The following is a 21,690-nucleotide window of genomic DNA, read 5'->3' as shown; positions in this document are numbered from 1 at the left end:
GGGAACTGCGCGGCCGGCCACGACGGTCCCGCAGTTCCCCACCGGGAGCGCCCTCAGCGGCGCTCGGAGCACAGCGCGACGGCCTCCCGCACGATGGCCTCCAGCTGCTCGTGATGCGCGCCCCTCCAGTACGCCCGCCCGCACTCCCCGCACTGCGCGAACACGTCGTACGTGGCGTGCGTGCCGTGCTTGAGCTGGTCGGCGACCTCGTCCTTGGTCGCCTCGCGCAGCAGTCCGTTGCAGGCAGTGCAGCGCGTCCAGGGCCGCAGCTCGGGCCGGAACCGGTCCAGCACGTCCCGCAGCTGCTCCTCGGGGCGGGTGCTGTAGACGAACGCCCCGGCCCACAGCTCCCGGCGCCGCAGCAGGCCCCGGTCGCGGCTCAGCATGACCCGCTGCTCGGCCGCCGAACGCGCCGCGAGGGCGGGGTCGCCGATGTCGGTGGACTCGTACGCCGTGTCCACGCCGAGCAGGCGCAGCCGGCGGGCCAGTGTGCCGAGGTGGACGTCGAGGAGGAAGCGGAGGGGAGCCCCGGGCACCTGCTGCGGGCGGGCGACGGTCCGTACCGTCACCGCCTCCCCGGCCACCGGGACGTGCGAGACCGGCACCTCCCGGCCGCCCACGACCAGTGCGCCCACCTCGGTGAGCGGCACGCCCAGCGACTCGATGACGTGGCCGAGGCTGGAGACGCCGTCGGTGGCCGCCCGTACGGCGCCGTCGCGGCGGGCCCGGGGGACGAAGACGTGCAGCTCGGGTGCGAACTCGACGTGGATCTCGGGACCGTTCACCCGGTCAGGATGCCACGGCGAAGGGCTCCGGCCTCAGGCTTTTCCGCCCGGCAGGCCCCGCTCCAGGACGCTGAGGGCGCGGTCGGCGAGGTCCCGGACGTCGTCGCGGTGGCCGGTCTCGGCCCAGTAGTGGGAGACCTCCAGCAGACCGCCCAGCACGGACATGGCGAAGACCCGGAGCTCCAGCCCGTCCGGGTCGAGCCCGAAGCGCTCGGCGAGGACCTCGCACAGCAGCCGGCCGGTCGCGGCCGTGCTCTGCGTCATGCGGGCGCGCACGGCGGGGACCTCGACGCCGAGCCGGGTCCGCAGCCGCGTCACCTCGGGCTCCTCGGTGAGGCTCAGGTCGAGGGCCGTGTGCACCACGTGCCGGAGGGTGTCGGCCCACGCCTCGCCGGGCGGCCGCGACCGCAGCTCCTGCGCCATCACCGGGCCCCATTCGTCGGTGACGACGATGTCCTCCTTGGTCGGGAAGTACCGGAAGACGGTCGAGGGGGACACCTCGGCGCGCTCGGCGATCTGCTCGACCGTGGTGGCGTCGTAGCCCTGCTCCGCGACCAGGGCGTAGGTCGCGGAGCGGATCGCCCGGCGGGTCTTGATCTTCTTGCGTTCCCGCAGGCCCGGCCGCGGCTGGTCGGCGGGGGTGGTGACAGTGACCATGAAGTGACAGTAGCTCCCGGACGCGAGCCGCTGTCACTTCACGCGCCCTATCCGTGCTGGTACGCCACCAGGGAGATGCCCACGTAGTGCGCGATGAAGGCGGCCAGGGTGAAGGAGTGGAACACCTCGTGGAAGCCGAACCAGCGCGGTGACGGGTTCGGCCGCTTGAGCCCGTAGATGACACCGCCCACGCTGTAGAGCACACCGCCGACGACGATCAGGACGAGGACGGCCACGCCGCCGGCCCGCATGAAGTCCGGCAGGTAGAAGACGGCAGCCCAGCCCATCGCGATGTAGCAGGGCGTGTACAGCCAGCGCGGGGCGCCGACCCAGAACACGCGGAAGAGGATGCCGGCCGCCGCGGCGGCCCAGATGCCCCACAAGAGCCACTGACCCTTGGCGCCGGGCAGGAGCAGCATGGCCAGCGGGGTGTAGGTGCCCGCGATGATCAGGAAGATGTTGGCGTGGTCCAGGCGGCGCAGCACGCCGTCCATGCGGGGGCTCCAGTCGCCCCGGTGGTAGAGCGCGCTCACGCCGAACAGCAGGCAGGCCGTCAGCGCGAAGATGCCGCAGGCGATCCGTCCTCTGGACGTGTCCGCGAGGGCGGTCAGCACCAGACCCGCGACGAGGGCGGCCGGGAACATGCCGAGGTGCAGCCACCCGCGGAGCCTGGGCTTCACGGGGTGCGGCAGGGAAAGCGCCTGCGGACCGCTGCCGCCGGCCGGCGAGTCCGAGGGCGCGTCGGGGACGAACGCAGTCATGACTCGATGGTAGCTACGCAACCGTAAGTGACGTATCAGTCGCCCTGCTTGGGTGACCAAGAGTGGCCTTCCTCTCACTCCGGCCGAACCATGGTCACGCAAACGGACGGTCAGGTGAACGCAACGTGCACGCAAAGCGCCCGCGAGAAACCGTGGCGATCCTCACGTTGCTCACCTGTGCGCTCCTCTGGACAGATGGGCGCTTCCGTCGGATGATCAAATGAGTGCGGTCGGCACCGGATGAGCGCCAAGATCCACCGTCAAGCATCCGGGTCGCAGCCCCCACGGGGCCTCCACATCACAAAAAATCCCTCATTTAGGAGCAATCGTGGCGCGCGATATCGCGGCTCCCACCGTCCCCACCACCCATCAGGGACTGATCTCGTGGGTCAACGAGATCGCCGAACTGACGCAGCCGGACAACGTGGTCTGGTGTGACGGATCCGAGGCCGAGTACGAGCGACTGTGCGAGGAGCTCGTCCAGAAGGGCACCTTCCGCAAACTCGACCCGATCAAGCGCCCCCACTCCTACTACGCGGCCTCCGACCCGACCGACGTCGCGCGCGTCGAGGACCGGACCTTCATCTGCTCCGAGAAGGAGGAGGACGCGGGCCCGACCAACCACTGGAAGGCCCCCGCCGAGATGCGGGAGATCTTCCAGGGCTCCGGAGGCCAGGGCGGCCTGTTCCGCGGCTCCATGCGCGGCCGGACCATGTACGTCGTGCCCTTCTGCATGGGCCCGCTCGGCTCGCCGCTGTCCGCGCTCGGCGTGGAGATCACCGACTCCGCCTACGTCGCCGTCTCCATGCGCACCATGACCCGCATGGGCCAGGCCGTCCTCGACGAGCTCGGCTCCGACGGGTTCTTCGTCAAGGCCGTGCACACCCTGGGCGCCCCGCTGGAGGCCGGCCAGGAGGACGTCCCCTGGCCCTGCAATCAGACCAAGTACATCTCCCACTTCCCCGAGGACCGTGAGATCTGGTCCTACGGCTCGGGCTACGGCGGCAACGCCCTGCTCGGCAAGAAGTGCTACGCCCTGCGCATCGCCTCCGTCATGGCCCGGGACGAGGGCTGGCTCGCCGAGCACATGCTCGTGCTGAAGCTGACCCCGCCGCGCGGCGAGGCCAAGTACGTCGCCGCGGCCTTCCCGAGCGCCTGCGGCAAGACCAACCTCGCCATGCTGGAGCCGACCATCCCCGGCTGGACGGTCGAGACCATCGGCGACGACATCGCCTGGATGCGCTTCGGCGAGGACGGCCGCCTGTACGCCATCAACCCCGAGGCCGGCTTCTTCGGCGTCGCGCCCGGCACCGGCGAGCACACCAACGCCAACGCGATGAAGACGCTGTGGGGCAACGCCGTCTTCACCAACGTCGCCCTCACCGACGACAACGACGTCTGGTGGGAGGGCATGACCGAGGAGCCCCCGGCCCACCTCACGGACTGGAAGGGCAACGACTGGACCCCCGAGTCCGGCACCCCGGCCGCCCACCCCAACGCCCGCTTCACCGTCCCGGCCTCGCAGTGCCCGATCATCGCGCCCGAGTGGGAGGACCCCAAGGGCGTGCCGATCTCGGCGATCCTCTTCGGCGGCCGCCGCGCCACCGCCGTCCCCCTGGTGACGGAGTCCTTCGACTGGAACCACGGCGTCTTCCTCGGCGCCAACGTGGCATCCGAGAAGACCGCCGCCGCCGAGGGCAAGGTCGGCGAGCTGCGCCGCGACCCGTTCGCGATGCTGCCCTTCTGCGGCTACAACATGGGCGACTACATGGCCCACTGGGTCGACGTGGCCAAGGACAAGGACCAGTCCAAGCTGCCGAAGATCTACTACGTCAACTGGTTCCGCAAGGACGACGAGGGCAAGTTCGTCTGGCCCGGCTTCGGCGAGAACTCCCGCGTCCTGAAGTGGATCGTGGAGCGCCTGGAGGGCAAGGCCGAGGGCGTCGAGACCCCCATCGGCATCCTGCCGACCAAGGAGGCCCTCGACACGAACGGCCTGGACCTGGCCGAGTCCGACCTGGAGTTCCTGCTCACGGTCGACAAGGAGGTCTGGCGCGAGGAGGCCGCCCTGGTCCCCGAGCACCTCAACACCTTCGGCGACCACACGCCGAAGGAGCTGTGGGACGAGTACCGCGCCCTGGTGGAGCGCCTGGGCTGAACCCCACCCCCTGAACTCCGCGGCCGGCTGGAACCGACAGTGCCCTGACCAGCAACATCGTCACGGCCGGCCGCGGGACCGACTGGCGGGGCCCGCACAACGGCGTGCGGGGTCACCGGGCCCGTCACCGCTCTCCGTCCGCCCCGACGGAACCCGGCGGCGAAAGGCCCACTCCCGCCCGCTTCGGCGCGGCCCGCTCCGCGGGCTCACGAACGTGCCGATGAAGGACCGAGCGCCCCGGCCGACGCCCTGCGTCGGCCGGGGCGCTCGGGCGTTTCCGGAACGGGGACGAGCAGCTCGCACCACACCGTCTTGCGGCCGGCCTCCTGCTCCACGCCCCACCGCAGGGCCAGCGCGTCGAGCAGCGCCAGCCCGCGGCCGGACTCCGCCTCGGCCCCGGCCGCCGCGACCAGGACGGGCAGGGCCCGGGGATCGGGATCGGTCACCCCGACCCGGACGCGTCCGCCCTCCTCCTCCCACACCCCTACCGTCACGGGCGCACCCTCCCCGACGTGCCGGATGACGTTCGTGACCAGCTCGCTCGCGCAGAGCTGCACGTCGATGCCGAGCGGTCGCAGGGCCCGCCGCACGGCGGACACCTCGGCGGGGGTCGCGAGCAGTTCGAGCGTCAGCACCGGCCGCATCACGCCGCACCCTTGCGCAGGACGGCGGCCAGGGCCTTGGCGCTGAGGACATTGCAGTGGCCGAGCGCGATCAGCGGCCGGGTGGGGCAGCGGGAGGCGAAGGACGGAAGGTCGACTCCGAGGGACGGCAGGGTGATGCCGTGCGCGGCGAGGGCCTGTCGCAACTCCTCGACGCAGGCGTCGGCTTCGGCGGGGCTGTGCATGGGGGGTTCACACCTTCCAGTGCGCTGAGTGACGAACTCCTCACACTGTGACGCCGGTCGCCGTACCGTGACAGTCCTTCCGCCTCCCGCTCCCGAACTGCGGCTGCGTGGTGAAGGGGCTGGTAGCGCGTGGTAACGGCACACCAAGGACGGTGAACGATGGGTCAGCGCAAGGACATCGACGGTTCGACGGGCGTCCCGACCTTCTACGGCAGTGAGTTGCGCTGGAAGCGGGAGGAGGCGGGCCTGACCCTCCAGCAACTCGTCGAGGGCAGCTTCTACGGCCCGAGCCACCTCAGCGAGATCGAGCGGGGCACGCGCCGGATGCCGGCGGAACTCGCCGAGCACGTGGACCGGGTGCTGGGCACGGACGGCTTTTTCCGCCGGCGGTGCGAGGACGTGCGGCGGGCGAAGCGGCGGGGGCATGCGAGCTACTTCGAGCGGGTGCTGGAGGCGGAGCAGCACGCCAAGTCCATTGAGGAGTGGTGTCCGACGCTGATTCCCGGTTTGCTTCAGACGGCAGCCTATGCCCGGGCGGTGGTTCGCGCGGCGATGCCGCTGGCGCAAGACGAGGAAGTGGAGGAGAAGGTCAGCGCCCGACTGGCACGGGCTCGTCTCTTCGAGGACGACCACAAGACGCCGATGTACTGGGCGATCCTGCCAGAAGTCTTGCTGCGGCAGCCGATGCTCCCGCCAGAAGAGTCAGCCGACCAGTGGGAGCGCATCGCCGAGATGGCACGGCGTCGCCGCATCGTTCCACAGATCCTGCCGTGGAACTGTGGGCCGCATCCGCTCATGATGGGAGCGGCGACAATTATTGCTTTCCCCGACGCCCCGCCACTGGTCTACTTGGAGTCGCAGCACAGCGGGGACACCATCGATGATCCAGCCCTCGTTGAGGAGTACCGCAGGTCGTACGATCTGCTCAGGGCCGCCGCGCTGCCTCCGGAGGCGTCCCTTGCCCTAATCGAGCAGGCGGCTGAGGATGGCAGAAATGGCAAGCAGCGGGATTGACTTGACTGACGCTGTCTGGCGCAAGAGCAGCTACAGCAACGGGACCGGCGGCAACTGCGTCGAGGTAGCCGAGGCCTTCCCCGGCACAGCCCGCTGGCGCAAGAGCACCTACAGCAACGGGAGTGGCGGTGACTGCCTCGAAGTGTGCGACGCCCACACCGCCGTCGTTCCCGTCCGGGACTCCAAGGCCCCCCACGGCCCGGTCCTCACGATCACGGCCCCGGCCTGGACGTCCTTCGTCACGTCCCTCAAGTCGCCCGTCACCGGCGTGTGCGGAGGCCCTGCACCAGGCAGATGACGGCCATCAGGCCGGAGAGGACCGCAACGAGCGGGAAAGGGCCGCTGTCCGATCCTGGCGTCAGCAGGCACAGGACGCACGCGACAGCGCACAGGGCAGCAACGGCGAACGAGGCGGCACAGGACAGTGCGCTCACCTCCTCGTTCTCCGGCGGGCCATGGCCATAAGGGTCAACGCCAGCCCGCCGAGAAGGGCAAGTGCTCCGGCGCCCATGAGTACAGGGACCTGTTTGCTGGCGCCCAGGATGATGCAGACCAGTCCGAATGCGGCGCCGATCACCACGAACAACGTCAGCTTCTTGGCCTGGCTGATGGGCATCAGCTGTTTCTGCCGGCCTTGCTGCGGACCCCGATCGTGTCGGAGTTCAACGTGCCCGCCGGTTCGCCGACAAATTCGGCGGTCAGGAGCGACTCTTCCGGCGCCCACGAGCAACGTAGATGCAGGCCGCTATGCCAGGACCTGCCCCCACCAGGCAGAGCATGGCCGTTCTTTCCTCGCCTAAGGCGAAGGCCATATGACGGGGGCAGACCCTGGCAGGTGGACGTTCTCCTGGTGCGTGGCGGTGAGTTTGACGCTGCTGAGGCGCCAGCCGTGCGGTGTCCGGATGGCCTCGTTGTCGTAGAAGCCGACGACCAGCCATCGGTCCGGCCCGCCGCCTGCCCGCTCCGCCGGCACCCAGTGTTCGGCGCGGACGTGCGCATGGAGGGTCGCGCGGTCGCCGTCGATCTCGATGACGTGGCCGGTGATGGTGTGGTGCGTGGCGGAGAAGGGGGCGAAGGCTTGGCCCAGTACCTGGACGTACTCGTCGAGCGGCACGGTCATGGGCTGCAGGCCGATGACCGAGGAGAAGTCGAGAGTGACTGAGTCCGTGTGGACGAGGGAGGGGAGGCGGGTGAAGTCCTTGAGGTCGGCGATGTCGGCGTAGCGGCCCATCAGCTCGATCAGTTCGATGCGGTCGGCGAGCGCGGTCATGAAGGACTTCCTGCGGACTCGGGTGCGGGCGCGGGTTTCGGGTTCCGGGACCGGTGGCTCATCGCGAGGATGCCGTCCATCAGCCGGGACGGCAGGTGGCGGGCGAGGGGGATGACGAAGGCGGCGTCCGTGCCGAGGGTGTAGCGGGCGCGCGGGCGGGGCGTGGTCGCCACCCTGGCGATCCTGGCCCCCGCCTTCGCCGCCGGTACGGCGCGCTTCAGGAAGGCCGTGTTGGACGCCACCGTCGCGTTGATCAGGCCGCCGTAGAGACGCTGGTGCTCGGCGCTCATCCCAGCGGCGAGTTCGAGGGAGATGTCACCGCTGCGGGCGGCCATCTCGGTCCGGACACCGCCGGGCTGGACGACGACGACCTGCACACCGTGCGCCGAGACCTCGCGGCGCAGGGAGTCGCTGGCCGCTTCGAGGGCGAACTTGGTTCCCGCGTACGCCCCGAAGACGGGCAGCGCGGCCACCCCGCCCACGGAACTGATGTTGACGATCCTGCCCCGGCTCCGCCGCAGGAGGGGCAGGAGCTTCTGGATGACGGAGATGTGCCCGAAGAGGTTCACCTCGAACTGCTCGCGCCACAGGGCGAGGGGGAGCACCTCGACGGGGGCGTTGATCTCGATCCCCGCATTGTTGACCAGGACTCGCAGCAGGCGCCGTTCCGGGTCGTCGGCGATCCGCCGCGCCAGGGCCTCGATGTGTTCCGGGGCCGTGATGTCCAAGGTGACCGGTTCGATGCCGTCGGCCCGGACGGCGTCCGCCTCGCTTTCGGTGCGTACTCCGGCGAGGACGTGGTAGCCCCTTGCGGCGAGGGCCTGGGCCGTCGCGGCTCCGATGCCCGTGGAGGCGCCGGAGACGACGACGAGTTCGTTCACCTTCCGAGGGTTCTTCGGTGGGTCATTCCGCGCATCTTTCTGCGGGTCATTCCATGGACGGAGCACAGGGGCGGGCCTTTCGCGGGGCGGGGGCGCTTCTGGGCACGCCGCGAGAGTATCCACTGGAAACATTGTTGTCAATGGAAACATTGTGCTGAGTAGGCTGATCCCATGCCTGACACCACCGAGCAGCGGCCCTACCACCACGGGAATCTCCGCATGGAGTTCCTCGACGCGGCGGAGCGCAGCCTGAGGGCGCACGGGGTCGATCAGCTCTCGGTGCGGGACCTGGCGCGGGACATCGGCGTGAGTCACGCGGCGTTCCGCCGGCACTTCGCGGACCGCCGCGCGCTGCTCGACGCCCTCGCCGAGTCGGGGTTCGTCCGCCTGGGCGCGGAGCTGCGGGCCGCCGTGGACGCGATCGATGGCGAGGACGACCTGTCCGCTCGCCTGCACGCGTTCGCGTCGGCCTACGTCCGGTTCGCGACCGAGAACGCCGCGCTGGCCGGGCTGATGAACTCCAGCAAGCACCGCCCGGGGGCGACCGCGGTCGCCGAGGCCGCCGCAGCCGCGTTCGGCCAGATCGGCGACTTGATCGAAGAGGGCCAGGCGCGCGGCGAGTTGGAGGAGGGCGATCCGGAGGACATCGGACTCATCATCTACGCCACCGTCCTGGGGATCACGTCCATGCTCAACAGCGGCATGATCGAGCCCGGACGGCTCGAACAACTCGTGGACACCGCGGTGACACAGTTCCTGCGAGGCGCCCGCCCGACGGGGCCGCGCTGACCGCGAGGGGTGCTTCGAGCGGACCCGAGCCCCAGCCGACCGGCTACGGCCCGGTGCAAGCCCGCAAGCGGTTCCGCAGGGATACGGTGCTCGTCGTCGACGGTGCCACGAGCAGGTCCGGGCCCGTATCGAGCATGTCCTCGCCCGCATGAAGACATGGAAGATCTCTCGCGACTGTCGGCTGAAGGCGGCTGCGTCCACCATGCGGTGCTCGGCGTCGCCCGACTGCCCAGCCTCGCACTCGCCGGGTGACGGCGACGGTGTTCATCTCACGGACCGGTCCGCGCCGTTGGTCCGGCGGGCGTGTGCCGGGGTCATGGCCTTCCCGTGCGGTCGATCGCGGCGGCCCGCAGCAGCTCCAGCAGATGCCCACCCGGGTATGTGCCGAAATCGGGGAACTTCCCCCGGTGATAGCAAGCCCAGTAACTCACCACCCGGTGCTCGGTCCGCGCGAAGAACCCCGGATTCCGTGCGATGAAGTCCCCGTACGCCAGCCGCTGGGTGGACCGCTTGGAGAGCAGGTCGGAAAGGCGGTGTCGGATGGACTCCGAGATCTCCACAACGTACTCGCCGGCCAACTGCACCACGAACGGCACCACCCACGGCTCGTCGAAAGTGGCGATGTGCTCCAGGTGACGCTGGCGGACCATCCCGTCGCAATGCCGTGAGTACAGGCAGTGCAGGATCGCCTGCTGTGCCACCGTCAGCGAGCACACCACGTCGACAGGCAGCTCATCCTGATAGATCCGATACGGAAGGGCGACGGCTTCATCGCCCACGTACACCGAGAACGGCGACGCAGGTGCGAGCCGGGCTTCCGGCATGACCGCCAGGACCGCGCGAACGTCATCGGCAAGCTGATGTGGGAACGCCGCAACCAGGTCACCGTCGGTCATCGCCATGGATCGAGGCTGCTGCATGGCGGAAGCATAGGCGGGTCCGCTCGCCCCCCCCGTGCGGCTTCCGCCCTGGTGGGCCGGAAGCCGCAGACTCACCTCCGACGCCTTGCTGAGCGCCGCAGGCTTATGAGGCGGATGATCAGAGCACAGCCGGTGCTGAGTGCAGTCCACCCAACAATGGGCTGGTCGATGGCATTGTGAGAGAAGACCACGAGGGCCGCCGCAGAGATGATCAGCAGCAACGCGGGTGCCGAGTACTTCGTCTGGCTGCTCATGCGTCTCTCCCAGGGCATTCAACAGCACACAGGGCCCCAGCAGCGATCGCAGCGGGGTACAACCCGTCACTGGCCGCTGATGCCAACGCGTATCCTCGCCGCTTCCGGAGGCTGACTTTCTCCGTGCTACGGCGAGTCTTCCCGCAACAAGGCCGACCGCAGCGAACGGAGCGGCGGACTGCCAGATCGGCCGGTCGGAAAGTCCAGCCGCAGTGGCAACCACTTCCACAAGGCAGGTGAGAGCAGCACAACCGCCGACGAGCGCCACGCCTGCGTTCCGCCCGCGATGGTGGCGGCAGCAGCGCCGCCCCATGGCTAGCTGCTCTTTTACGCATCCTTGCGAGAGGTGCCCGTCCCCTTGCGCGAAGCAGAAGGACGGGCTGGTTTCTGTCGCCGGAGGTCAATCGATGACGGTCAGGATGATTCCGATCACTCCCAGTACGATGCCGGCCCATATGAGAATGGTGAGAATTGATTTCTTGGTCATTGGCATGCATCCACAGTGCTGAGTCCGTTACCGATGAGGCCTATCCCGCCTCCGATCGCTGCCACGGACGCAGGCGTGGACAAGCCTCCTGAACCGATGGCAGACGCGATTCCCGCGCCAAGTGCCACTGCACCGCCGAGGAGTTGCAGGCCTGAACCTATACACCCCAACGAGATCATGCCGGTGGGGTCGGTGCGGTTGATGCAATCTCCGGCAGCGTAGAGGTACGGGTTGGTCTCCTGCCCCGACGGGTCGGGCTGGGTGAAGCGGCCGAGGGACGGGTCGTAGTAGCGGTGGCCCATCTTGTAGAGGCCGGTCGGGTCGAGGTAGGCGCCGGTGTAGCGGTGGGGCTGGGGGGCTGCCTCTGTCGTGGTGCCGCGGGGCAGGCCCGTGGGGCCGTAGGCGTAGGTGTGCGTGCGCTTGCCCGTGTCGTCGGTGAGGCCGAGGACGTTGCCCGTGGCGTCGGTGAGGTAGTAGTAGGACTTCCCCCCAGTCGTCATGGAGTTCAAGGTGCCCGCCGGTTCGCGGATGAATCCGGTGTCCACACCGTTCGTCGTCGTGGAGGCCAGGCCGAGCGCGGTGTGGTGGAACCAGGTCGAACCCAGCTTCGTGCGCTCGGAGTTGTCCGTGCCCGCGTGGACCAGGTCGTAGCTCTTGCCCCCCGCCGTGATCCCAGAGAGCTGGCTGTAGTCCGTCCAGGTTTCGTTCGTGCGGGGGGTCGTGCTCGCGGCTGCCGTCTCGTTGCCGAGCTTGTCGTAGGACCAGCCGGTGGTGGAGCCGTTCCTGCCGGTCAGTTCGCTGGCGTCGTCGTAGGTGTAGGTGGTGCCGCCGGGGCAGGCGTTCATGCTGCCGTCCTGGCTGGTGAGGTTGCCTGCCTTGTCCCAGCAGTACAGCCACGACGCCTTGCGGGCTCCGGCGGAGTCGGCTTCCAGGGCGTAGCGCAGGCGGTCCTGGGAGTCGTAGTCGTAGGTGGTCTTGTACTTGGTGAGGTTGTCGGTGCGGGTGCGGATCTTGGTGGTGTCCTTGCCCGCGGTGTTCTTGTAGTCGTAGGTCAGGTCGATCAGGGTGGTCGTGCCCGAGGTGGTCTTGACGGCCTCGGGGCGGCCGTTGTCGTCGATGGTCACCGACTGCGTGGTGCCGCCCGGGTAGACGGTCTTGGTGCGCTTGTCGTTGTTGTCGTAGTCGAAGTCGGTCTTCTTGCCGTCCGGGGCGGTCAGGTAGTCCAGACGGCCGGCCTTGTCCCAGGTGTAGTCGGTCTTGCCGGTGGGGTCGGTGTAGTGGTCGATCTCGCCGCCCGGCGTGTAGGCCAACGCCGTCTGGGCGCCGTTCTGCAGGGTTCGGACGCTTTCGCGGTTGAGCTTGTCGTAGGTCCAGCCGGTGGTGCCGGAGGCGTCCGTGCGGGACTTGACGTTGCCGTCGCCGTCGTAGGAGTAGGTGACCGTGGCGTTGGTGGAGGACACCTTCGTCACGCGGTCGCGGTTGTCGTAGACGTAGACGGTCTTGATGCCGCGTCCGTCGGTGACGGTCTCCACCCGGCCGAGCGCGTCGTAGGTGTAGGTCGTCTCGCCGAGCGGGGCGGGCGGGGTGACCTTCTTGAGGTTGCCCTTGGTGTCGTACTCGAAGAAGGTGACCTTGCCGTTCGCGTCCTTGGCGGTGCAGCGCTGGCCCTCGAAGCCGCCGCAGGTCGGGGTCTCCTTGTTGTAGGTGTACTCGCGGGTGCCGCCGGCCGTGCCGGAGGTGGTGACCGACATCGTGTTGCCGTTGGTGTCGTACTTGAAGGTGTCCTTGCGGCCGTCCGCCGTGGTGAAGTCGTTGGGCAGGTCGGTGCCGGCGACGGTCTGGTACGCCGTCACCGACGCCGTGGCGCCGAGCGGGAGCTTCTGGGAGAGGGCGTTGTTGCGGCCGTCCCAGCCGTAGGTGGTGGTGTTGCCGCCGGTGCCGTCCGCGCCCGTGCCCATCGCGTCTGTGGCGGTCTGCAGCAGGTGGCCCGTGTACTTGGCGTGGCGGGAGTGGTCCAGCGCGTCGGTGACCTTGGTGACCTCGCCGTCCGCGTTGTGCAGGTACGTGGTGGCGTCGCCGTCGGGATCGGTGACCGTGGTGGTGCCCGCGTCGGAGGGGGTGGCGGCCGTGTAGTCGTAGCGCCAGGTCGGCCCGATGTGGCCGGTGCTCGTCACCTCGGTGGCCCGCTGCATCGACCTGACGCGGTTGTGTGCGTCGTAGGTGAACAGCGTGACGGTGCCCTCGGGGGTGGTCACCTTGGTCAGGCGGCGTGAGGAGTCGTACGCGTAGGCCGTGGCCTTGCCGTCGGTGTCGGTGACCTTGGCCAGGTTGCCCGCCGGGTCCAGGTCGAACACGGCCGTGCGGCCGGTGTGGTCCTTGGCCTGCCACTGGTTCGGGAAGGTCTTGACCAGGTCGATCCAGCGGCCCGAGCGGGTCTCGGTCAGCTTGAAGCCCTTGTGCTCGCCGCCCTCGTCGTGCTGGGCGACGGTGATCGTGCCGTCGTTCTTGTCCGTGACCTTGGCCAGCGTGCCGTGCTCGTCGTAGGTGTCCCTCGTACCCGACTTGCGGTCGGTCAGGGTGTAGGTGCCGTCCGCGTTCTTCTTCAGGTCCTTGGAGTAGCCGGTGGGCGTGGTGTAGCCGCCGGTGGACGTCTGCTTGAAGCGGAGGGCGTCGCCGGTGGAGTCGTAGACGATGACTTCCCCGTCGCCGAACTGGAGGTAGCGCTCGTACGCCTGCCACCAGCGCTGCGACACCTTCCCCCAGGGCGCCTCCAGGGAGTTGTACGTCCGCGTCAGCTGGAGCTTCTGGCCCACGCCGGCGATGTCGAAGTCCGTCGCGGCGAGCATCAGGTTGCCGTTGGAGAGGTTCACCCGTGCCACGAGTGCGTCGTTCAGGCGCGTGTCGGTGATCCGGTGCCAGGGCACCTCGCCCTGGCCCTCCGGAACGAACGGGGTGGCCGCGGCCCCCGCCCGCTCGGCGCCGGCCTTGCCGCCCGCGGTACGGGCCCGCTGCGCCGCCCGCCACGCGGCGACCTGCGCCGACGGCTCGGCCTCCGCCTGGGATTCCGGTGCCTTGACGGATCCGGCCGGAGTCGCCGGAGCCTCCACCTTCGTCGGTCTCGTCCAGGGGCTCTCCGGCTCGGGTAACTCCGGTTTGGGCGGCGCGGCCAGACCCGGTGCCGCCGAGAGCACCACGGCGGCGGCCGTGAGCGCGGACAGGAGAGCGGTTATGTGTGTTCTTCGGGCACGCCACAGGGACGTGCTCTGCGCACGTGAATGCATCAGCTTCCCCCACGGAAGTCAGCCACGAGTGACCCATACGGTCACTTCAGCCACACAACCTGTCGCAAGAACCACACAAATCGACGCGGCGTGCCCCCGAATGCCCTCTGCATGCGGGTCGGAATGAGCCCTGCCGCTTCCCCCGGTCAAACCAGGGCGATACCGCGTCAACTGATGCGCGGCGTGGGTGGAATGCGCGGTTCTGCTCTCCCTTGTGAGGGGCACGTCGGCCGAAACCTGGACCTCGGGTGAAGGCTCGGCGTGGGGCTTCGCGGCCGCGCTGGGCGGGCGCGCGTGAGGGCCACCGGGTATGGGTACCCGGTGGCCCTCACGGAGGGGTTCATGGCGCCCGGTCCGCGCGTCGCTGCGGGTGCACGCGGACCGGGGCCGTCAGGGGGAGCCCGGCAGGGCTCAGCGGGACGCGAGTTCGCGGGGTTCCAGAGCCGCCGTGTGGGCGTCCATCCGCTCGGCGGCCAGGATCGCGGCCGCCGTGTCGGCGCGGGAGGCGGCGACGACCAGCGCCCGGCCCGCCAGGGCGTGCGCCCGCCGGTGCAGGGCGGCGGCGCTCCGCTCGCGCCGGGTTCCGGACACCCGGGCCGGGGCGGGCCCGCCCCTCAGTCGGCCCACCTGCTCGGCGAGCCGCTCCGCCGCCGCGTCCAGGTCGGCCGAGCCCTCCAGCGCGCGCAGCTCGTCCGTGACGGCGAGCAGGGCGGCGAGATGGCCCGCGAGCTGGATGTCCAGCTCTTCCTCGCGGGACCGGTGGGGGAAGTCCGGGTTGGGGCCGTCCGGCGTGCTGTGGACCGACTTGGTGCGGATCGGTTCGTACATGGGAGGGCCTCCTGAGTGCTAACAGGAAACCATCCTAGCTTAGATTTCGTCTAAAGTTGAGTTGTTCACAAGATCGGACCGGACGCACACACAACGTGAACGGGGTCCTGGTCAGTGCTGGCCGTAGCCGTCCAGGAAGTGCCCGATCCGTCCCACCGCGTCCCGCAGGTCCCCGACCGTCGGCAGGGTCACCACCCGGAAGTGGTCCGGCTCCGGCCAGTTGAATCCGGTTCCCTGGACGACCATGATCTTCTCCCGCCGGAGCAGGTCCAGGACCATCCGCCGGTCGTCCTTGATCTTGAAGACCTTCGGGTCCAGGCGCGGGAAGAGGTACAGCGCCCCCTTCGGCTTCACGCAGGTCACGCCCGGGATCTGGGTCAGCAGCTCGTAGGCCACGTCCCGCTGTTCGCGCAGCCGCCCGCCCGGCAGGACCAGGTCCTTGATCGTCTGGCGGCCGCTGAGCGCGGCGACGACCCCGTGCTGTCCCGGCATGTTCGCGCACAGGCGCATGTTCGCCAGGATCGTCAGGCCCTCGATGTAGGAGTCGGCGTGCGCGCGGGGCCCGGAGATCGACATCCAGCCCACCCGGTAGCCGGCCACCCGGTATGCCTTCGACATGCCGTTGAAGGTGAGGGTGAGCAGATCGGGGGCGACCTTGGCGGTCGGGGTGTGCACGGCGTCGTCGTAGAGGATCTTGTCGTAGATCTCGTCCGAGCAGACCAGCAGGTTGTGGCGGCGGGCGATGTCGGTCAGGCCCTTGATCATCGCCTCGTCGTAGACGGCGCCCGTGGGGTTGTTCGGGTTGATGATGACGATGGCCTTGGTGCGGTCGGTGACCTTGCGTTCGACGTCGGCCAGGTCCGGCATCCAGTCGGACTGCTCGTCGCAGCGGTAGTGGACCGCCGTGCCGCCGGAGAGGGAGACGGCTGCCGTCCACAGCGGGTAGTCGGGGGCCGGGACGAGGACCTCGTCGCCGTCGTCGAGCAGGCCCTGCATCGCCATCACGATCAGCTCGGAGACGCCGTTGCCGATGAAGACGTGTTCGACGTCCGTCTCGATGCCGAGGGTCTGGTTGTGCATGACGACCGCGCGGCGGGCGGCCAGCAGACCCTTGGCGTCCCCGTAGCCGTGCGCCGAGGAGACGTTGCGGAGGATGTCCTCCAGGATCTCGGGCGGGCACTCGAAGCCGAACGCCGCCGGATTGCCGGTGTTCAGCTTGAGGATCCGGTGACCGGCCGCTTCCAGCCGCATCGCCTCCTCGAGCACCGGGCCCCGGATCTCGTAACAGACGTTGGCGAGCTTGGTCGACTGGATCACCTGCATGTCTGGGAGCTTACGGCCCGGTAACGCGTCACGGGTCGTGTTTTCCGCCACGTGAGACGGGTCGGTTTGGGGGGATATCACCGTCGGCTGTCCCACCAGCACCTCAGGTCCCTAGAATGCGCCGCCATGTTCAAGCCATTCGAGTACGCCGACGGAGCGACGGGCGGCGGGCCCCAGGGGGTGCCGCCCGTCTATGTGCCGCAGGGCGCCCCGCCCCCGGAGTACGACGCGTACGCCGACCCGGCCGCGGCCCACGGATGGCAGGACGTCTACGACGACGGCACGGTCGCCCCGGGCGGCGATGGGCACCCGGGCGGCGAGGGGCGTACGGGTGGCGAGGGCCTCCCGGGCAGCGCGGACGGGCCCGGTGCCGGGGAGCGCGCGGACGATGCCGGTGCCACGCGCGAGCTCCCGGTGGTGCCGGACCGGGCCCGCTCCGGCGGGGGGCGCGGTTCCCGGCGCAAACCCCCCGCATGGCGTACGCGCCGGGCGGCGATGGCGGCCGGGGCCGTGGGCGCCGTCTCCGCTGCCGCGCTGATCGCCGGGTTCTCCTTCTCGGGCACGTCCTCCGACGAGCCGGGAGCCCGCGAGGGCGGCCGTACGGCCCCGACGGCGGGGGAGACCCCGGACGCGCCGTCCTCGGGCGGCGTGCGCGCCTCGACTCCGGAAGGGGCGCCCGCGGGCGGTGCGGCGAACGGTGGCGAGGCCTCCGTCAGCACCTCCGCCGCCCCGTCGAGCGCGGCGGACGCCACCCCCTCGGCCGGGGGTACGGACACGCCCGAGCCCCCGGCGGACAGCCCCACGGCCGGTACCCCGACGACGCAGGCGCCCTCCACGACGGAGCCCCGGGGGCGCGGGGACGGGAAGCCCGGCCACGGCCCGGGCGGCACGAAGGGGCCCAAGTAGCGGGCCCATTGAGCGGCCCCAGTGGCGGGTTCAAGGGCGGTGTTGCCCGCGGCGCCGCCCGATCCGTCCCAGCGGTCGCCGGCCCCGGTCCCGGTCCCGGTCCCGGCCTCGGTCCCGGCCCCGGCCTCGATCCCGGCCCTGGCCCCGGTCCCGGTCCCGGCCCTGATCCCGGCCCCGGCCTCGATCCCGGCCCTGGCCCCGGCCCCGGCCTCGGTCCCGGCCTCGGCCTCGGCCCCGGTCCCGGCCTCGGCCCCGGTCCCGGCCCCGGCCCTGATCCCGGCCCTGGCCCCGGCCCCGGCCTCGGTCCCGGCCCTGGCCCCGGTCCCGGCCTCGATCCCGGCCCCGGCCCGGCCTCCGATCCGGGCCTGGTGCCAGTGCCGGTATCGGCGCCAGTGCCAGTGCCGGCGCCGAGGTGGAAGGCGGCGTCCGCCTCGCGGCGGGCAGGGCGGCGTGTCGGCGCTCGATCGCGCTCCGGCGCACGGGCGCGGCTTGCCTCAACTGGCGTACGGCTCCAGCTCGTTGAGCAGGGCCGTGCGGGACGCCGACGTACCGGTTGGGGAACGGGTTCTTGTGCGGTCCGCCCTGCGACGATCACAATGCACATGACAATCGTGCGGGCGGCCGGAGATTTTCCGGCCGCCTCCGTCGCAAGAGGGGACCCCCCATGAGAAAACCTCTCGCCGCCGCGTTCCTCGCCCTGGCGATAGCCGGGGCCGGCGCGGCTCCCGCGACCGCTGCCGAGGCCGCCCCCACGGGCGTCGGCAAGGCCGCGGACACGGGCCCGGCCACGTCCGCCGTCGCGGACGTGGTCACGTCCGTGGAGCAGACGCTGGCCGGGCTCAACCCGTCGGCCAAGGCGGTGAACTTCGCCGGCACCGTCGCGCTCAGCAACTGCTCCGGCTCGGTCGTGCGGATGCCGGACTCCGAGAGCGACGACCCGGCGCTCGTCATGACCAACGGCCACTGTCTGGAGTCCGGCTTCCCCGGCCCCGGCGAGGTCCTCGTCGACAAGGCGTCCAGCCGCACCTTCAGCCTGCTGAACGCCTCCGGTTCCCGCGTCGCCACCCTGCGCGCCGCGAAGCTCGCCTACGGCACGATGACCGACACGGACGTCGCGCTGTACCAGCTCACCACCACGTACGCGCAGATCAAGAGCTCGTACAACATCAATCCGCTGACGCTGAACGACACCCACCCGGTCGCCGGCACCGCGATCTCCATCCCCTCGGGCTACTGGAAGCGGATCTACAGCTGCTCCATCGACGGGTTCGTGCCCACCCTGAAGGAGGGCGACTGGAGCTGGAAGGACTCGGTCCGCTACACCTCCGCCTGCAACACCATCGGCGGCACCTCCGGCTCGCCCGTCGTCGACCAGGCCACCAACAAGGTCGTCGCCGTCAACAACACCGGCAACGAGTCCGGCGAGCGCTGCACGGTGAACAACCCGTGCGAGGTCGACGCGAACGGCACGGTGACCGTCCGCAAGGGCATCAACTACGCCCAGCAGACCTACCAGATCCCCGCCTGCTTCGGGATCGACAACAAGCTCGACCTGAGCGCGAGCGGCTGCACCCTGCCCAAGCCGTAGGGCAGGGTGCCGGGGCGGGCGGTCACGCGGGAGCAGTCCTGCGGACCGCCCGGCCCGCCAGCACGTCCGTGCGCCGGCCGTCCTCGATCACGAACCGGCCGCCGACCAGGACGTACGGGATGCCCGTCGGGAGCCTGCGGGGTTCGGCGAACGTGGAGCCCGCCGCGACCGTCGCCGGGTCGAAGAGCACCAGGTCGGCCACGTACCCCTCACGGACCAGGCCCCGGTCCGGCAGCCTCAGCCGCGCCGCCGGGCGCGAGGTCAGGTGCGCGACGCACTCCTCCAGCGACAGCACCCCCAACTCCCGGACGTAGTGCCCGAGATAGTGCGGGAACGTGCCGTAGGCGCGCGGATGCGGCTTGGCGCCCTGGAGGATGCCGTCCGAGCCGCCCGTGTGCACCCGGTGGCGCATGATCGCGCGGACGTTCTCCTCGTGGCCCACGTGCTGCAGGATCGTCGGGGCCAGCCGGTCGGCCAGCAGCAGGCCGCGCGCGGTCACCCACGGGTCCTCGCCCCGCAGCGCCGCCGACTCCGCGATCGTCCGGCCGACGAACCCGGCCAGGGCCGGGTCGTTCACGCCGGAGATCTCGATGGTCTCCCACTCGACCGGCACGCCGTGGCAGCCGTCCGAGCCGGTGACCTCCAGGTCGTGGCGGATGCGCTCCGCCGTGCCGGGGTCCGCCAGCCGCCTCAGGGTCTCCTCCGGGCCGCCCTCGCTCGCCCAGCTCGGCAGCACGGCCGCCAGGGTCGTGCAGCCCGGGGTGTAGGGGTAGGTGTCGAGGCTGATGTCCGCCCCGGCCGCCAGGGCCTCGTCCAGCAGGGCCAGCAGCTGCGGGGCCCGGCCCTTGTTCACGCCGAAGTTCATGGTGGCGTGGGCGAGATGGAGGGAGCAGCCCGCCTCGCGGGTCAGCGCGATCATCTCCCGGTACGCCTCCAGGGCGCCGGCGCCGTAGGAGCGGTGGTGCGGGCAGTAGTAGCCGCCGTAGGACGCCACCACGCGGCACAGCTCGGTCAGTTCGGCGTGCCGCGCGTACATGCCGGGCGTGTACGTCAGCCCCGACGACATGCCGACGGCGCCCTGCTCCATGCCCTCGGCGACCAGCCGCCGCATCCGCTCCAGTTCGGCCGGGGTGGCCGGGCGGTCCTCCCAGCCGACGGCGAGCGCCCGGACCGTGCCCTGCGGGATCAGGTAGGCCGCGTTGACGGCGATGCCCCGGTCCAGCCGGTCCAGGTACTCGCCGACCGTGCGCCAGTCGAAGTCGATGTCGTCACCGGGCCCGTTCCACCCGGCGATCGCCCGGCGCACCTCGCCGAGCGTGCGGTCGTCGACCGGCGCGTACGACAGGCCGTCCTGGCCGATCACCTCCAGCGTGACGCCCTGCGCGGCCTTGGCGCCGTGGTCGGGGTCGCGCAGCAGGGCCAGGTCGCTGTGGGCGTGCATGTCGACGAAGCCGGGGGACAGGACCAGCCCCTCGGCGTCCAGCTCCCGGCGGGCCCTCGGCCGCTGGCAGCCGGCCGCCGCGGCCTCCTTGACGATCCCCGTGATCCGGCCGCCGTCGACCACGACGTCGGCCCGGTACGCGGGCGCGCCGGAGCCGTCGACGACGTCGGCGTCCCGGATGACGAGCTCTTCCATCGCTTCCCGCCTCCTAGAAGAACGTACGGACGTAGTCGACGACCGTGCCGTCCGCCTCGGCGACCGGGATCAGCTGCCACTTGTCGAACGAGGTGCACGGGTGGGACAGCCCCAGCCCGACCCAGTCGCCGACCTCCAGGTCCGCCTCCGGCGTGGTGCTCAGCCAGGCGTGCTGGTCGGACAGGGCCGTCACCGTCACGCCGGTGGCCGGGCGCTCGGTGCCGTCCCGGCGGATCACCTGCGCGAACGGCAGGTCGAGGTCGTAGGCCGCGTCCCGCTTGCCCGCGTTGACGAAGGCCTGCTCGGCGGACGGGCGCGACACCACCTGGGTCCAGAGGCGGAACGCGGGCTCCAGGGCGCCCTCCCCGGGCACCCGGTTGAACGGGGTCAGCTTGCGGTAGTGGCCGTCGTCGTGCGAGACGTACGCGCCCGAGCGCAGCAACTTCAGCACCGGGGCGGACAGTTCGGGGATCTCCGCAAAGACGTCGGCGACCGCGTCGAACCAGGCGCTGCCGCCCGCGCTGACGACGATCTCGTCCAGCCCGGCGAAGCGCCCCGCCCGGTCGAAGTCGGCGGCGAGCGCGACCAGGCGCCGCAGCCACGCCGTCACCCGCCCGGTGTCGGCCTTCGGCACCTCGCCCTCGTAGCCCGCGACGCCGACCAGCCGCAGCGTCCGCGTGGCGGCCACGGCGTCGGCGACCGCCGCGCACTCCGCCTCCGTGCGGACGCCCGTCCGGGCGCCCTCCCCGGCGGCGAGCTCGACCACGACGTCCACCGGCCGGGCGGCGCCCCGCAGCGCCGCGTCCATCAGCTCGACGCCGCGCACGGAGTCGGCGTAGCAGACGAACCGGAAGTCCGGGTCGGCGTCGAGCTCGGCGGCGATCCAGCGCAGCGCCGCCGCGTCGACCAGCTCGTTCGCCAGGAACACGCGCCGGATGCCGAACGCGCGCGCCACCCGCACCTGGTGCGGCACCGCCAGCGTGATGCCCCACGCCCCGTGCTCGATCTGCCGCCGGAACAGCTGCGGGGCCATGGAGGTCTTGCCGTGCGGCGCGAAGGCCAGGCCGTGCCGGGCCGCGTACGTCTCCATGAGCCTCAGGTTGTGCTCCAGGCGCTCGGCGGACAGCGCGAGCACGGGCGTGGCGAAGCCGCCGGTGAAGAGGTCGCGGCGCTGGGCGGCCAGCTCGCCGACCGTCAGCCCGTCGGCGTCCGGCGGGAGGCCCTTGAAGCGGTGGTCGACGCGCTCTGCGGCGAGCCGGGCGAAGGCCTCGGCGGCGGTGTCGGCTGTCATGGAGCCTCCTGATC

Annotated in this window: 21 protein-coding genes and 1 pseudogene; 7 read left to right on the top strand and 15 right to left on the bottom strand. The window is 70.6% G+C overall.

Translation table 11 applies throughout. The features are described 5' to 3' along the window. Positions 1 to 53: 53 nt before the first annotated feature. The 3 genes from ACPXCS_RS12785 to trhA are packed head-to-tail and all read right to left on the bottom strand — an operon-like array spanning position 54 to position 2,203. Positions 54 to 785, bottom strand: coding sequence for a Mut7-C RNAse domain-containing protein (locus ACPXCS_RS12785; RefSeq protein ID WP_425946662.1), 732 nt, complete (start codon positions 783 to 785; stop codon positions 54 to 56). Positions 786 to 818: 33 nt separating this feature from the next. Then, on the bottom strand, positions 819 to 1,442 hold the full coding sequence (locus ACPXCS_RS12780; protein ID WP_425946661.1) for a TetR/AcrR family transcriptional regulator: 624 nt from the start codon (positions 1,440 to 1,442) through the stop codon (positions 819 to 821). Between the two features lie 47 nt (positions 1,443 to 1,489). Beyond that, entirely contained in the window at positions 1,490 to 2,203 is a 714-nt protein-coding gene (gene trhA, locus ACPXCS_RS12775) for a PAQR family membrane homeostasis protein TrhA (RefSeq protein ID WP_425946660.1), read from the bottom strand. A 328-nt stretch (positions 2,204 to 2,531) separates the two neighbouring features. Here trhA and ACPXCS_RS12770 point away from each other — a divergent pair, with 328 nt between their 5' ends. Then, complete coding sequence (locus ACPXCS_RS12770; protein ID WP_425946659.1) at positions 2,532 to 4,361, top strand: phosphoenolpyruvate carboxykinase (GTP); 1,830 nt, start codon at positions 2,532 to 2,534, stop codon at positions 4,359 to 4,361. Positions 4,362 to 4,567: 206 nt separating this feature from the next. Here the strand turns inward: ACPXCS_RS12770 and ACPXCS_RS12765 are convergent, their stop codons facing one another. Both ACPXCS_RS12765 and ACPXCS_RS12760 read right to left on the bottom strand, forming a co-directional pair. Beyond that, positions 4,568 to 5,005, bottom strand: coding sequence for an ATP-binding protein (locus ACPXCS_RS12765; RefSeq protein WP_425946658.1), 438 nt, complete (start codon positions 5,003 to 5,005; stop codon positions 4,568 to 4,570). Further along, on the bottom strand, positions 5,005 to 5,208 hold the full coding sequence (locus tag ACPXCS_RS12760; RefSeq protein WP_425946657.1) for a hypothetical protein: 204 nt from the start codon (positions 5,206 to 5,208) through the stop codon (positions 5,005 to 5,007). The genes ACPXCS_RS12765 and ACPXCS_RS12760 overlap by 1 nt, the downstream gene beginning before the upstream one ends. 159 nt (positions 5,209 to 5,367) lie before the next feature. Between ACPXCS_RS12760 and ACPXCS_RS12755 the strand changes: the two genes are divergently transcribed. Together ACPXCS_RS12755 and ACPXCS_RS12750 are read left to right on the top strand one after the other, a co-directional pair. Next, positions 5,368 to 6,222 (top strand): helix-turn-helix domain-containing protein, encoded by an 855-nt coding sequence (locus ACPXCS_RS12755; protein WP_425946656.1) that lies wholly within the window; start codon positions 5,368 to 5,370, stop codon positions 6,220 to 6,222. Next, positions 6,203 to 6,520, top strand: coding sequence for a DUF397 domain-containing protein (locus tag ACPXCS_RS12750; protein WP_425946655.1), 318 nt, complete (start codon positions 6,203 to 6,205; stop codon positions 6,518 to 6,520). Before ACPXCS_RS12755 ends, ACPXCS_RS12750 begins: the two co-directional genes overlap by 20 nt. Positions 6,521 to 6,652: 132 nt before the next feature. Here ACPXCS_RS12750 and ACPXCS_RS12745 read toward each other — a convergent pair whose 3' ends face one another. From ACPXCS_RS12745 to ACPXCS_RS12735, 3 genes are all read right to left on the bottom strand, one after another. After that, positions 6,653 to 6,838: a hypothetical protein gene (locus ACPXCS_RS12745; RefSeq protein ID WP_425946654.1), complete on the bottom strand. Its 186-nt coding sequence runs from the start codon at positions 6,836 to 6,838 to the stop codon at positions 6,653 to 6,655. A gap of 180 nt (positions 6,839 to 7,018) precedes the next feature. Continuing rightward, on the bottom strand, positions 7,019 to 7,492 hold the full coding sequence (locus ACPXCS_RS12740; protein ID WP_425946653.1) for a nuclear transport factor 2 family protein: 474 nt from the start codon (positions 7,490 to 7,492) through the stop codon (positions 7,019 to 7,021). After that, positions 7,489 to 8,373 (bottom strand): SDR family NAD(P)-dependent oxidoreductase, encoded by an 885-nt coding sequence (locus ACPXCS_RS12735; protein ID WP_425946652.1) that lies wholly within the window; start codon positions 8,371 to 8,373, stop codon positions 7,489 to 7,491. The genes ACPXCS_RS12740 and ACPXCS_RS12735 overlap by 4 nt, the downstream gene beginning before the upstream one ends. A gap of 171 nt (positions 8,374 to 8,544) precedes the next feature. On the opposite strand from ACPXCS_RS12735, the gene ACPXCS_RS12730 reads away from it, so the two are divergent. Both ACPXCS_RS12730 and ACPXCS_RS12725 read left to right on the top strand, forming a co-directional pair. Beyond that, positions 8,545 to 9,162: a TetR/AcrR family transcriptional regulator gene (locus tag ACPXCS_RS12730; protein ID WP_383337199.1), complete on the top strand. Its 618-nt coding sequence runs from the start codon at positions 8,545 to 8,547 to the stop codon at positions 9,160 to 9,162. A 100-nt stretch (positions 9,163 to 9,262) separates the two neighbouring features. After that, a pseudogene (locus ACPXCS_RS12725) lies at positions 9,263 to 9,414 on the top strand (IS5/IS1182 family transposase); the annotation flags it as partial. A gap of 62 nt (positions 9,415 to 9,476) precedes the next feature. Here ACPXCS_RS12725 and ACPXCS_RS12720 read toward each other — a convergent pair. From ACPXCS_RS12720 to ACPXCS_RS12700, 5 genes are all read right to left on the bottom strand, one after another. Continuing rightward, positions 9,477 to 10,064, bottom strand: a complete 588-nt coding sequence (locus tag ACPXCS_RS12720) for a hypothetical protein (protein ID WP_425946651.1) — start codon at positions 10,062 to 10,064, stop codon at positions 9,477 to 9,479. Between the two features lie 89 nt (positions 10,065 to 10,153). Continuing rightward, entirely contained in the window at positions 10,154 to 10,336 is a 183-nt protein-coding gene (locus ACPXCS_RS12715) for a hypothetical protein (protein WP_425946650.1), read from the bottom strand. Between the two features lie 483 nt (positions 10,337 to 10,819). Then, positions 10,820 to 14,104: an RHS repeat-associated core domain-containing protein gene (locus ACPXCS_RS12710; protein WP_425946649.1), complete on the bottom strand. Its 3,285-nt coding sequence runs from the start codon at positions 14,102 to 14,104 to the stop codon at positions 10,820 to 10,822. 411 nt (positions 14,105 to 14,515) lie between these two features. After that, positions 14,516 to 14,932, bottom strand: a complete 417-nt coding sequence (locus ACPXCS_RS12705) for a hypothetical protein (RefSeq protein ID WP_425946648.1) — start codon at positions 14,930 to 14,932, stop codon at positions 14,516 to 14,518. Positions 14,933 to 15,043: 111 nt separating this feature from the next. Beyond that, positions 15,044 to 16,255, bottom strand: a complete 1,212-nt coding sequence (locus ACPXCS_RS12700) for a pyridoxal phosphate-dependent aminotransferase (protein WP_425946647.1) — start codon at positions 16,253 to 16,255, stop codon at positions 15,044 to 15,046. 126 nt (positions 16,256 to 16,381) lie between these two features. Between ACPXCS_RS12700 and ACPXCS_RS12695 the strand changes: the two genes are divergently transcribed. Further along, positions 16,382 to 17,161, top strand: coding sequence for a hypothetical protein (locus tag ACPXCS_RS12695; RefSeq protein ID WP_425946646.1), 780 nt, complete (start codon positions 16,382 to 16,384; stop codon positions 17,159 to 17,161). A gap of 664 nt (positions 17,162 to 17,825) precedes the next feature. Further along, the gene (locus ACPXCS_RS12690; RefSeq protein WP_425946645.1) at positions 17,826 to 18,749 is read left to right on the top strand and encodes a S1 family peptidase; all 924 of its coding nucleotides are present in this window, start codon (positions 17,826 to 17,828) and stop codon (positions 18,747 to 18,749) included. 22 nt (positions 18,750 to 18,771) lie between these two features. Here the strand turns inward: ACPXCS_RS12690 and ACPXCS_RS12685 are convergent, their stop codons facing one another. Beyond that, the gene (locus tag ACPXCS_RS12685) at positions 18,772 to 20,385 is read right to left on the bottom strand and encodes an N-acyl-D-amino-acid deacylase family protein (RefSeq protein WP_425946644.1); all 1,614 of its coding nucleotides are present in this window, start codon (positions 20,383 to 20,385) and stop codon (positions 18,772 to 18,774) included. Positions 20,386 to 20,398: 13 nt separating this feature from the next. Then, complete coding sequence (locus tag ACPXCS_RS12680; protein WP_425946643.1) at positions 20,399 to 21,676, bottom strand: amino acid deaminase; 1,278 nt, start codon at positions 21,674 to 21,676, stop codon at positions 20,399 to 20,401. Positions 21,677 to 21,690 lie beyond the last annotated feature (14 nt).

This window comes from Streptomyces sp. DT190 (assembly GCF_049846985.1).
Classification (GTDB): Bacteria; Actinomycetota; Actinomycetes; order Streptomycetales; family Streptomycetaceae; genus Streptomyces.
Note: the sequence above shows the minus strand (reverse complement) of the source record. Positions and strands in the feature narration are given on the sequence as shown.

What these genes read in the sequence shown, in the direction of transcription:
- ACPXCS_RS12755 (WP_425946656.1), top strand. Translation starts at nt 5,368, where the DNA reads ATGGGTCAGCGCAAGGACATCGACGGTTCGACGGGCGTCCCGACCTTC.
- ACPXCS_RS12720 (WP_425946651.1), bottom strand. Translation starts at nt 10,064, where the DNA reads ATGGCGATGACCGACGGTGACCTGGTTGCGGCGTTCCCACATCAGCTT.
- ACPXCS_RS12730 (WP_383337199.1), top strand. Translation starts at nt 8,545, where the DNA reads ATGCCTGACACCACCGAGCAGCGGCCCTACCACCACGGGAATCTCCGC.
- ACPXCS_RS12710 (WP_425946649.1), bottom strand. Translation starts at nt 14,104, where the DNA reads ATGCATTCACGTGCGCAGAGCACGTCCCTGTGGCGTGCCCGAAGAACA.
- ACPXCS_RS12705 (WP_425946648.1), bottom strand. Translation starts at nt 14,932, where the DNA reads ATGTACGAACCGATCCGCACCAAGTCGGTCCACAGCACGCCGGACGGC.
- ACPXCS_RS12700 (WP_425946647.1), bottom strand. Translation starts at nt 16,255, where the DNA reads ATGCAGGTGATCCAGTCGACCAAGCTCGCCAACGTCTGTTACGAGATC.
- ACPXCS_RS12690 (WP_425946645.1), top strand. Translation starts at nt 17,826, where the DNA reads ATGAGAAAACCTCTCGCCGCCGCGTTCCTCGCCCTGGCGATAGCCGGG.
- ACPXCS_RS12765 (WP_425946658.1), bottom strand. Translation starts at nt 5,005, where the DNA reads ATGCGGCCGGTGCTGACGCTCGAACTGCTCGCGACCCCCGCCGAGGTG.
- ACPXCS_RS12685 (WP_425946644.1), bottom strand. Translation starts at nt 20,385, where the DNA reads ATGGAAGAGCTCGTCATCCGGGACGCCGACGTCGTCGACGGCTCCGGC.
- ACPXCS_RS12695 (WP_425946646.1), top strand. Translation starts at nt 16,382, where the DNA reads ATGTTCAAGCCATTCGAGTACGCCGACGGAGCGACGGGCGGCGGGCCC.
- trhA (WP_425946660.1), bottom strand. Translation starts at nt 2,203, where the DNA reads ATGACTGCGTTCGTCCCCGACGCGCCCTCGGACTCGCCGGCCGGCGGC.
- ACPXCS_RS12680 (WP_425946643.1), bottom strand. Translation starts at nt 21,676, where the DNA reads ATGACAGCCGACACCGCCGCCGAGGCCTTCGCCCGGCTCGCCGCAGAG.
- ACPXCS_RS12780 (WP_425946661.1), bottom strand. Translation starts at nt 1,442, where the DNA reads ATGGTCACTGTCACCACCCCCGCCGACCAGCCGCGGCCGGGCCTGCGG.
- ACPXCS_RS12745 (WP_425946654.1), bottom strand. Translation starts at nt 6,838, where the DNA reads ATGCCCATCAGCCAGGCCAAGAAGCTGACGTTGTTCGTGGTGATCGGC.
- ACPXCS_RS12760 (WP_425946657.1), bottom strand. Translation starts at nt 5,208, where the DNA reads ATGCACAGCCCCGCCGAAGCCGACGCCTGCGTCGAGGAGTTGCGACAG.
- ACPXCS_RS12750 (WP_425946655.1), top strand. Translation starts at nt 6,203, where the DNA reads ATGGCAAGCAGCGGGATTGACTTGACTGACGCTGTCTGGCGCAAGAGC.
- ACPXCS_RS12715 (WP_425946650.1), bottom strand. Translation starts at nt 10,336, where the DNA reads ATGAGCAGCCAGACGAAGTACTCGGCACCCGCGTTGCTGCTGATCATC.
- ACPXCS_RS12740 (WP_425946653.1), bottom strand. Translation starts at nt 7,492, where the DNA reads ATGACCGCGCTCGCCGACCGCATCGAACTGATCGAGCTGATGGGCCGC.